The organism is Pseudoalteromonas 'SMAR' (assembly GCF_048515945.1).
Taxonomy (GTDB): domain Bacteria; phylum Pseudomonadota; class Gammaproteobacteria; order Enterobacterales; family Alteromonadaceae; genus Pseudoalteromonas.
This window is the reverse complement of sequence record NZ_JBLWMW010000046.1, coordinates 1-9,831: the sequence shown is the minus strand read 5'-3', so window position 1 is coordinate 9,831 and position 9,831 is coordinate 1. Positions and strand designations below refer to the sequence as shown.

Sequence of the window (9,831 nt, the reverse complement as noted above, 5' to 3'; positions counted from 1 at the left end):
TTTCACATCACAAGCGCTGCGTAAAGCAGCGCCTACATCGGTTTTTAAACCATACGAACAGCCTGGTAGGCGCGGGTTTATCCCGCGCTCTTAACATTGGTTAAATTGACTCTGCTGCAATCTACTTTTAGACTGAGGCCATTGAAAAAGCAATGAAGTAAATGCTGCTATGACAACAATTGTAAAATGTCCTACTTGCCAAAAATCAGTGGAATGGGGTGATAAAAGCCCCTACCGCCCGTTTTGTTCCAAGCGATGCCAACTTATCGATCTAGGTGACTGGTCAGATGAATCAAATAAGATATCAACGCCACTGAAAAATGCCGATATGTCGCCAGAAGAAGCAGAAAATATGATTGAGGATATTGAGGCCATGCTGGCCAAAAACGATGATATCTTTTTTAAGGAATAACGACTAAATTAAGCCGCTACATAGATTTTAGCGGCTTCGATATGCGTTTATATTATGTCGTTTCAGCTTCAATACGTCTTGACTGAGAACGAGTGATGAATGAGCAAATGTATAAAAGACACATCACTAAACCAAGCAAGGTCCCTTTTATCTCTTCAATGTAGTCATACATAAATTCGAGTTCCCAAAACTGACTCGCGAAGCTTTCAGCGACACCAAAATATTCAAGATGTCTTAATAGATTTTCGCCAATGGTTAATATGTCTACAATGATGAAAAGCACGAAAATTCCAAGCATCGGTGCATCGACAATGCTTTTTGTTAAAATTTCAGGCCATACTTTTTCATTCTTTGCATAAACTCGCAGCATTACTTCGCGGCGCACCAATATGAAATAGAAAACCAGAGTATCGATGACTAAATGAGTCAAAAAGAATGCATTATTTTCGACGAAATGAGAGTATTGACCCAGAACCGTCTTGCTTAGAATTGTTACTACTAATAGCTCTAATACAGAAAATATAGCTAGGACTGACAGCACATAACAATAACTCTTGTCGGCCCTATTACTCAACCAAAGTAAAGCTAGAGCCATTAATGTTATTGGAATGCTCACATAAACAGTGGCATATTCTAAAATTGCGCCACCTACAGCGGTAAAAATAAGCAGTAGTGCCAAAAGTCTGTAGATTGGTTTCATCACTTTGAGTCTCTATTCCCCTGCTTAGGGTTGGCTATAACCTACAGCACTATGAGTAGTTACTGGTTGCGTCTCAGTTTCTTCTTTAGGCTCACTACGAGGACCTCCACCTTTAGAGTCTTGAGAACCACCAAAAACCTTTTCTGGGTTAATTAAGACGCACTCACTAAATTTTACTTTTTTCGCTTTTGGTTTTTTGTTCATTTTCAGCATGTTGAGCCTCTTTTTCAAATGATCTTGTAACATGCCCTGCCCCTTCCAGAATATCACTAAGACGGATACGGCAGAGCTCCGACAGTTTAATTAAGGTACCTAAACGAAACGAGCTAGTTCCGTTTAGATAATCGTCTAGTGTGGTAAGACCGATCCCGAGCTTTTGGCTAATAACTTTTTTGGTATAACCCTTACGCTTTTTCAGTTCTTTTAGCAGCTCTTGGATGCGGAGTGTCACCTCGTATTCTTCAGGTGTCTGCATGTCTCCCTCAGTGATACCCTATAACAAACAGCCAACAACAACGAATACATTTATTACTCTACAGAAAACAAAAGTTATTGGGAAGTTTGTGAACGAAAATTCATTTTTTCTTCATTACCTCAAAACATCATAGAGTTATCAGCACACCTGCCAAAAACACTCTACTTTTAAATGTAACATGAGCAATAATTGTTATCAATATGTAATATTAATTTTTTTAATTTCGTAGTATTTTCTTAGTTCTTTAACAACAGCGAAAAAGCCCTAAACTTACTTGTAGGGCTTGTTATTTACGATAAAACTGAGTTTTGGCTCTAGCCTTTGTGCTGCTTTTTATGACCGCGGTGGCGCATTCTCCATGACTGGATTTTTTCTCGCTGCTCAGCGCTCAAAACGTGAAAGACTTTGTGTCTGGTTTCCATGGCCAGTAACACCCACTGCTGCTTTTTACTCTGCCCTTGCTCGAGTAATATCTGCGCCTGTACTTTATCAAATACTTCAGACTCCATTAGAGCTTTCATGGCGTCGCGGTGAGCTTGACGGTCTTCTTTGCTGGTTTCGCTTTTTAATGCTTTTTTGGCTGCTTTATAGTCGCTAAAGATGGCGCGTAGTTGAGTGCGTTGCGCTTCGGTAATATCAAGTTTTTGCTGACCTTTTTCTGATAGTAGTAACCGTGCTGAATGTTCTAATTGGCCGCCATAAGGTTTGGCGCTTACCTCTGTGCTGAGCAGTCCTACGCTGAGTGCGCTTGCCAGTACTAATGTGGTTAACAGTTTCATATTGGGCTCCTTGTTTGCCGTTGTGATGTTAACCCTACTTTAGTGGCAATAGCGAAAAGCAACGTCAGCGACAAGTAAAGTTATGTCAGTGCTTTGCAAAAAAGCGCAAAGCCAATTTACATATTACTACCAACTGCGGTCTAATAAGCTTGAACATAGATGGGTTACCGCTGAAGTTATAAGCAACTGGATGACTGCATGAAACATTCCATTTTATTAATTGATGATGATAAAGGCTTGTGTGAGTTACTCCATGAGTACTTTAGTGCCGAAGGCTTTAACGTTGCCATGGCGCATACCGGCACGCAAGGCTTAAGCCAAGCGCTTAAAGAAGACTTTGATGTGATTTTGCTCGATGTCATGTTGCCTGAAATGGATGGCTTTGAAGTGCTCAAGGCCTACCGAGCAGAAAAAATGACCCCTATTATTATGCTTACCGCCAAAGGCGATGACTTTGACCGTATTTTTGGTTTGGAGCTTGGCGCCGATGACTATATTCCTAAGCCTTTTAACCACCGCGAGTTATTAGCGCGAGTGAAAGCTATTACCCGTCGAGTTGACCATTATAAACAACACGCCAACCAGCACGCGTACCATTTTAAACAGCTAACCCTCGACGTGGCTGCCCGTAGCGTGCACGTAAATCAGCAGCCTTTGTCATTAACCGGCACGGAGTACGAGATATTGCACTTGCTGGTGAAATCGGCAGGTGAAATAATTGATAAACAAACCATTTCTCGCCAAGTGCTGGGGAGGCCTTTGGTCCCTTACGACCGCTCTATTGATATGCATGTGTCCAACGTACGTAAAAAATCGCTGAGCACTGCGAAGATGCCTATATTAAAACCATTCGTGGCGCAGGCTACGTGTTTTTACAGGCGTAAAGATGACTAAGCGCTTACTATTTAAAGTTTTCCTCTGGTTTTGGCTCACCATAGTCACCACCGTGTTATTACTGATAGGTATCAGTTTGTTGCAACCCGAAGTGGTAGAGAGCCGAAAGATTTCGAAGTCGATGCAACATAACCTCCATCATGTTGCGCGGGTTCTCACTAAGGCCAGTAAGACCCCAAACTTTTCCCTATCGTCTATTGCAAAGCTTAGGGTGCGTAAGGCAGACAACATCTATCTAAGCCACCGCGATGCCGCGAAAAGTGTTGTTGCCGACGCAAAACTGTCAGCACTAAACTTAGATCTACTGAGTTTAACGGACGACACTTCTAGCAGCGCAATTTACACCTTAGGGTACCGCGCTTTTGGTCCATTGGAATTGCAATTACAAGGCGAAACCTACCGGCTTTACCTAGTGTTTCCCACGCGCGAGGCTAGCGTATTAGTAAAACTGCGGGTATTGCCGATTTGGGTAAAAATAGCCGTTATTTTTAGCGTCAGTTTATTGCTGTGCTTTTGGTTTACCCGAGATTTGCTGACCCCCATCAAACAATTACAAACAGCCGCTTCGCACTTAGCTAAGGGCGATTTAACCAGCCGCGCAGCCATTGATGAAAAGCGTCAAGATGAGCTTGGGCAGCTCGGTCATGACTTTAATATTATGGCCGACAGGCTAGAGTCGTTAGTCAACAACCATAAGCGCCTATTGGCGGATATTTCTCATGAGTTACGCTCGCCCTTAACCCGGCTACAAATGGCTGCGGGTTTGGCAGGCAAACACTCAAGTGAGGCCAGTGAAGAGTATATTGTTCGTATTGAGCGTGAAGCACAATTGGTTGAGCATATGCTTGGAGATATTCTTCATCTCGCCAAGTTGGAATCCGATCAGGTGCCCTTGGAAAAGCATAAAATCTCGTTAGTTGACCTGTTAGATTCGGTGCTCGACGATGCCCAGTTTGAAGCACAGCAATTAGCAAAGCAGGTGTTGATCTCCCCCCTACCAGAGGTTAGCTTATATGGCGATCCTATGTTATTAAACCGCGCTTTTGAAAACATCATTCGCAACGCCATTAAATACGCTAAGCAACAAGTCGAAATTGAGTTCAGCTGCCATGAACAGCGCTTAACCTGTACCATCCGCGATGATGGCGATGGCGTGCCAAGCGATATGCTGGATAAACTCTGTATTCCCTTTTTCCGCGCATCCAGTGCACGCACCCCAGCGCAACAAAAAGGTGGCTTTGGTTTAGGCTTGGCCATTGCACAGCATGCCCTTAAAGTGCATGATGCACATATACAATTTACCAATAAGGTGGGGTTAGAAGTCACAATTGTGCTTCCCACGGTTTAACTAACTATGACGTTTTACAGCACAAGCCAGCAATTAGAACAGCACCTTCCCGACATAGATCAGCATTGGCAACAGGCACAAAAAGGCTTTTTTAACTCGCCCTTTGGACGCCTATTTTACACCTATCACATTCCAGCGAATGCCACTCACGCCGTGGTACTGGTTAACGGTCGGATTGAATCGGCGCATAAATATCGCGAGCTGCTGTGGGAACTGAGCCAAAATAGGCTTGCGGTATTTACCTTTGACCACCCCGGGCAAGGATACTCTGAGCGCCTACTCCCAGATACACAAATAGGCTATGTCAGACGCTTTGAAAACTACGCAGAAGCACTCCACTGCTTTATGACGGATATCGTCTGTAAGCACACGCAATTACCCATTGTACTACTGGCGCACTCTATGGGCGCCGCCATTAGCTGTGATTATTTGCAGCTATTTCAGCCTAAACAAGTGGTTGCAGGTTACCTCTCAGCGCCCATGCTAGGGATCAATACCGCACCTTACCCCACTTGGGTGGCGCAAGCCATTGCCGCCACGGCCTGCTTGCTAGGCTTAGGTAAACGTTATGCCATTGGGCAAACGCAATACCTCGAAAAACCTTTTGCCGACAATGACCTTACTCATTGTCCTGAGCGCTACGCACTATTTCGCGGACTGTATAACCAATACCCAGAACTGCAGCTGGGCGGCGTGAGTTTTGCCTGGCTGAATGCAGCACTGCGTAAGTGCCAAGCTCTGCAACATGTGAATATAAAGGTGCCACTGCGCATCGCCAGCGCTGAGCAAGACACTGTGGTAGACAATCTGGCGCAAAGGCAATTTGCGGCAAAACAGCCGCACACCACCATCACGTCGTTTGCAGGAAAGCACGAGCTATTATGCGAGCAAGACTCAACCCGCAAAGCCGTATTGGATGATTTTTATGCCTTTATCGGCTCGCTAGAGACCGCCAAAGAAACTGGGTCCTGATGGATAAGGATGTCCATTTCACAGTCGAACGACTGCTTGATATTGGCAACCACTTCATCGGCCACCTTATGGGCGCGCATTAGAGGCATGTCGTCATCTAACTCTAGATGCAGCTGAATAAACTTAATTTTTCCGCCTTGGCGAGTGCGCAAATCATGCACGCCATAAACATCCTCATGGCTTGAGGCAATCAGCGCGATTTCAGCTTTTTCTTCGTCTGGCAGTTCTTTATCCATAAGGTGATCGGCACTTTCTTTGGCAATGTCCCAGCTGTTATACAATAAATACATCGCCACCATAATACCGAAGATAGGATCCGCGTACTGCACACCAAAGAAGTTGAGTAGCACCGCCAACAACACAGCTAAGTTTAATAGAATATCGCCTTTGTAATGCAGCGAGTCGGCTTTAATGGCGATAGAGCTAGTGCGCTTAACCACTTGATATTGCACAGCAACCACTAATAAAGTACACACAATTGCAAACAAGCTTACCCAAACGCCAAATAAAGAGTGTGGAATATTAGCAGGGTTAATAATGCGTTCTACACCGTGAAATGCCAGTAAGCTTGCGGAGCCGGCAATAAATGCGGCTTGACCAAGTCCGGCCAGTGCTTCGGCTTTACCATGGCCAAAACGGTGATCGTCATCCGCTGGGCGTAAAGCATAGCTGAGCACGAAAAAATTCATTAACGAGGCACTAATATCAAGCAAAGAGTCGGTCAACGAACCCAGCATTGCAGCACTGCCCGATGCCAACCAAGCCCATGCTTTTGCAGCAATCATCAGGCTTACCATCACAATGGTAAAAATGCTAGAAAACCTAACCCAGAACTCGTAACTTCGCTCCACGAAAACTCCTTACCTCAACCTCTATCGTGTAATAATACAGGGTAATCCATTGAAATGAAAAATAGATTACACCAGCCACTGTGTAGCTAAAAATAAAATAGTGATCCTGCCATTGCTGCAGCGAGGCATTTGCAGGTGGAGCTATTATAGCGTGTCTAGAATACAGAAGTAATAACGACCAAGCCCCTCTCTTTGTGCTTGTACAAAAATACCATTTGGATATACTGCGCTCTCATTCACTCTGAGGTCGCCATGTTAGATATCGTACTTTATCAACCTGAGATCCCACCTAACACGGGAAATATCATTCGCTTATGTGCCAACACTGGCTTTTCATTACACTTAATTGAACCTTTGGGGTTTGATTGGGATGACAAGCGGGTGAGACGCGCAGGATTAGATTACCATGAGTTTAGCCAGGTTGAGCGTCACGCCAGTTTTGAAGACTATGTCGCTAAACATAACCCCAAGCGTGTATTTGCCTGTACCACAAAAGGCAGTAAGCATCATCACGAGGTTGCCTACGAAGCCGGAGATTGTTTGCTATTTGGCCCAGAGACCCGTGGCTTACCAGAGGAAATTATCTTCTCATTGCCAGAGCCACAGCGAGTTCGCATTCCCATGCGCCCAGACAGCCGCAGCATGAACTTGTCTAACGCGGTGTCTGTATTTGTGTATGAATCTTGGCGGCAATTAGGCTTTGCCGGAGCTAAGTAACACCATTATGCTGTTAAGAAAAAAGGCACCAGAAGGTGCCTTTGACTTTAACTTACATTTACTTTTGGGATTAATTCTTTATATTTCAGCGTGGTGCAAAATGGTGCCGACAATATCGCTGAACTTGCTTGCAGGCTTAATGGTATTCACAGTACGGCCACAGGCTTTTAGCATATCAATCAAATCGAAATAGCCTACTGGCTGACTAGCGTCTTGATCCATCACCAACAAAAACTCAAAGCCACCCTGCTCCATGGTTTTAAGCACGTTCCCGACCAAGCTGTTGGTCATTTGTTTGAGTGTAATTTGGCGAATATCAGACAGCGGGATCATGACATCGGTTACATTCAATTCGCGGCGGTTGCAGCCACGCTTTTCCGCGGTGCTTAAAACATAGCGACTGCCCAAGCGCGCAGTGGAAATAATACCGACAAACTGGTCTTTACTATCCACCACAAAACTGGCGCGACGGTGGGTTTTATCAAGCACTAATAGTGCTTCATCGATGCTGCTGTTGGCATCAATGTGTTGCATTGGGGCAAGGTGGAGATTGTGCATTAAGCAATGAGCTGGCGCTTGCTCTGGATTGTCGGTATTGCAAACGGCAGGAAAGCTCTGAGCAACCGCGGCATAGTTATTGACCGGTTGGGTTTTTAAAACGGCATACGTGTTCATAGATCACCTCTATATCAAATTAATAAGCACGAAAAAGGTTGGGCTAACTAATTTATAAAGGTGGGGCGCGAATGGACTCGGTGGTTTGTTTGTTAAATACAGCTTGCTGTTCGGTGGTGGTAACAACAAAGCCATAAGATATGTGCTGACCTTGGTTAGTGGTTAAAGCACAGTCGTCTAAATCAGGGCTGGTATTAGAGCTGTCTAAATCAACTACAATCGCTGTGGCGCTGGCGGTTTTATCACACTGTGCAGCATCGGCCGTTGACATAGTCAACAGACTCAACATACAAAATGTAATAAACCAACGTACTAACTGCATTGTATAAACTCTTTTCTAATGCCTTAATTTCAGTGTATGGGCAGCAGGGGCGCTTTACAAGTATTAAATGGCGACAAAATAGTAAGTCACTCTATTTTTGAGCAAAATATTTCATTTGATAATTTGTTACTATTCTGTGCTCGGCAAGGCTTGAAATGACGTTATACTAGAACCACAAAGATGGCATTGACCATGAAAATAATTAACTTTCAAAGAGGTGCGTTGTGCAATTGTCACGCGGTATTGAGTATTTTATTGCCGGGTTTTCTCTTATTACCCAAAAGGGGCTAAAGCGCTTTGTTTTTATCCCGCTCACCATCAACATTTTACTGTTCGGTGCGTCGCTATTTTTTCTCTACGACTGGCTAACTCAAGGGTTTGAATACTTAAATACCTTACTGCCTGAATGGTTAAGCTGGTTAGAGTGGCTAATGTGGCCCATTGCTATTTTGGTGATCTTATTTAGTTACAGTATGGTGTTTACTGTCATAACCAACTTTATTGCCGCCCCCTTTAATGGGCTGCTGGCAGAGAAAGTTGAGCTACATTTGACCAATCAAAAGGTCAACGATGATAAGCTGTTTGATATGCTTAAAGACGTACCCAGGATGCTTGGTCGCGAATGGACTAAGTTATGTTACTACCTTCCGCGAGCCATTGGCTTTTTCATTTTGCTTTGGGTGCTTCCGGTCATCGGCCAAATATTGTGGATAATGTTTACCTGCTGGATGTACAGCGTGCAATACAATGACTACCCCTTTGATAACCATAAAATCCACTTTAAACGCATGAAAGACGATCTTAAAAGTAAGCAAGGCCTATCGTACGGCTTTGGCTTTGCGGTCTTTGTGCTCACTTCCATCCCGTTTTTGAACCTGATAGTGATGCCTGTCGCCGTGTGTGGTGCCACTAAGTTATGGGTTGAGAATTACCGCCCGCAGTATCGGTGATATACTAGCCGCTGCCTCAGCTTTGCCCTGAGGTAGCTTTACTAGAAGTACTCATGGTTAATGATTAAGTCAGCTACATCGTGACTAGTTAAGAGTATGCAAACAAAAAAGCCTCGCGATTGCGAGGCTTTTAAATGCTACATTTGACCAATCAAAAGGTCAACGATGATAAGCTGTTTGATATGCTTAAAGACGTACCCAGGATGCTTGGTCGCGAATGGACTAAGTTATGTTACTACCTTCCGCGAGCCATTGGCTTTTTCATTTTGCTTTGGGTGCTTCCGGTCATCGGCCAAATATTGTGGATAATGTTTACCTGCTGGATGTACAGCGTGCAATACAATGACTACCCCTTTGATAACCATAAAATCCACTTTAAACGCATGAAAGACGATCTTAAAAGTAAGCAAGGCCTATCGTACGGCTTTGGCTTTGCGGTCTTTGTGCTCACTTCCATCCCGTTTTTGAACCTGATAGTGATGCCTGTCGCCGTGTGTGGTGCCACTAAGTTATGGGTTGAGAATTACCGCCCGCAGTATCGGTGATATACTAGCCGCTGCCTCAGCTTTGCCCTGAGGTAGCTTTACTAGAAGTACTCATGGTTAATGATTAAGTCAGCTACATCGTGACTAGTTAAGAGTATGCAAACAAAAAAGCCTCGCGATTGCGAGGCTTTTAAATGATGGTGCCCAGAGGCGGAATCGAACCACCGACACGAGGATTTTCAATCCTCTGC

At 44.3% G+C, this 9,831-nt stretch carries 11 protein-coding genes and 2 pseudogenes; 7 read left to right on the top strand and 6 right to left on the bottom strand.

The annotated features are described in order from the left end of the window. Window positions 1-169 precede the first annotated feature (169 nt). Window positions 170-412, top strand: coding sequence for a DNA gyrase inhibitor YacG (yacG, locus tag ACNKW2_RS16240; RefSeq protein ID WP_419149494.1), 243 nt, complete (start codon window positions 170-172; stop codon window positions 410-412). A gap of 52 nt (window positions 413-464) precedes the next feature. Here the strand turns inward: yacG and ACNKW2_RS16235 are convergent, their stop codons facing one another. From ACNKW2_RS16235 to ACNKW2_RS16225, 3 genes are all read right to left on the bottom strand, one after another. Next, window positions 465-1,115 carry a hypothetical protein gene (locus ACNKW2_RS16235; protein WP_419149493.1) on the bottom strand — a complete coding sequence of 217 codons (651 nt, stop codon included), beginning with the start codon at window positions 1,113-1,115 and terminating at the stop codon, window positions 465-467. 163 nt (window positions 1,116-1,278) lie between these two features. After that, complete coding sequence (locus ACNKW2_RS16230; protein WP_419149492.1) at window positions 1,279-1,587, bottom strand: helix-turn-helix domain-containing protein; 309 nt, start codon at window positions 1,585-1,587, stop codon at window positions 1,279-1,281. 314 nt (window positions 1,588-1,901) lie between these two features. After that, window positions 1,902-2,366 carry a Spy/CpxP family protein refolding chaperone gene (locus ACNKW2_RS16225; RefSeq protein ID WP_419149491.1) on the bottom strand — a complete coding sequence of 155 codons (465 nt, stop codon included), beginning with the start codon at window positions 2,364-2,366 and terminating at the stop codon, window positions 1,902-1,904. A 198-nt stretch (window positions 2,367-2,564) separates the two neighbouring features. Between ACNKW2_RS16225 and ACNKW2_RS16220 the strand changes: the two are divergent. The 3 genes and pseudogenes from ACNKW2_RS16220 (at window position 2,565) to ACNKW2_RS16210 (ending at window position 5,580) form a co-directional block, all read left to right on the top strand. Next, window positions 2,565-3,250 (top strand): annotated as a pseudogene (locus tag ACNKW2_RS16220) (response regulator). 2 nt (window positions 3,251-3,252) lie between these two features. Beyond that, the gene (locus ACNKW2_RS16215; RefSeq protein WP_419149490.1) at window positions 3,253-4,608 is read left to right on the top strand and encodes an ATP-binding protein; all 1,356 of its coding nucleotides are present in this window, start codon (window positions 3,253-3,255) and stop codon (window positions 4,606-4,608) included. Between the two features lie 6 nt (window positions 4,609-4,614). Further along, the gene (locus ACNKW2_RS16210; protein WP_419149489.1) at window positions 4,615-5,580 is read left to right on the top strand and encodes an alpha/beta fold hydrolase; all 966 of its coding nucleotides are present in this window, start codon (window positions 4,615-4,617) and stop codon (window positions 5,578-5,580) included. On the opposite strand, the gene ACNKW2_RS16205 is transcribed toward ACNKW2_RS16210, so the two are convergent. Next, window positions 5,532-6,431 (bottom strand): cation diffusion facilitator family transporter, encoded by a 900-nt coding sequence (locus tag ACNKW2_RS16205; RefSeq protein ID WP_472978011.1) that lies wholly within the window; start codon window positions 6,429-6,431, stop codon window positions 5,532-5,534. The genes ACNKW2_RS16210 and ACNKW2_RS16205 overlap by 49 nt on opposite strands. A gap of 252 nt (window positions 6,432-6,683) precedes the next feature. On the opposite strand from ACNKW2_RS16205, the gene trmL reads away from it, so the two are divergent. Further along, window positions 6,684-7,148, top strand: a complete 465-nt coding sequence (trmL, locus tag ACNKW2_RS16200) for a tRNA (uridine(34)/cytosine(34)/5-carboxymethylaminomethyluridine(34)-2'-O)-methyltransferase TrmL (protein ID WP_419149488.1) — start codon at window positions 6,684-6,686, stop codon at window positions 7,146-7,148. A gap of 78 nt (window positions 7,149-7,226) precedes the next feature. On the opposite strand, the gene ACNKW2_RS16195 is transcribed toward trmL, so the two are convergent. Both ACNKW2_RS16195 and ACNKW2_RS16190 read right to left on the bottom strand, forming a co-directional pair. Beyond that, window positions 7,227-7,823, bottom strand: a complete 597-nt coding sequence (locus ACNKW2_RS16195) for a CBS domain-containing protein (RefSeq protein WP_419149487.1) — start codon at window positions 7,821-7,823, stop codon at window positions 7,227-7,229. A 52-nt stretch (window positions 7,824-7,875) separates the two neighbouring features. Then, complete coding sequence (locus ACNKW2_RS16190) at window positions 7,876-8,145, bottom strand: hypothetical protein (protein WP_419149486.1); 270 nt, start codon at window positions 8,143-8,145, stop codon at window positions 7,876-7,878. Window positions 8,146-8,369: 224 nt separating this feature from the next. Here ACNKW2_RS16190 and cysZ (ACNKW2_RS16185) point away from each other — a divergent pair, with 224 nt between their 5' ends. Together cysZ (ACNKW2_RS16185) and cysZ (ACNKW2_RS16180) are read left to right on the top strand one after the other, a co-directional pair. Continuing rightward, entirely contained in the window at window positions 8,370-9,095 is a 726-nt protein-coding gene (gene cysZ, locus ACNKW2_RS16185) for a sulfate transporter CysZ (protein ID WP_419149485.1), read from the top strand. Between the two features lie 137 nt (window positions 9,096-9,232). After that, a pseudogene (cysZ, locus tag ACNKW2_RS16180) lies at window positions 9,233-9,640 on the top strand (sulfate transporter CysZ); the annotation flags it as partial. Window positions 9,641-9,831: the final 191 nt, after the last annotated feature.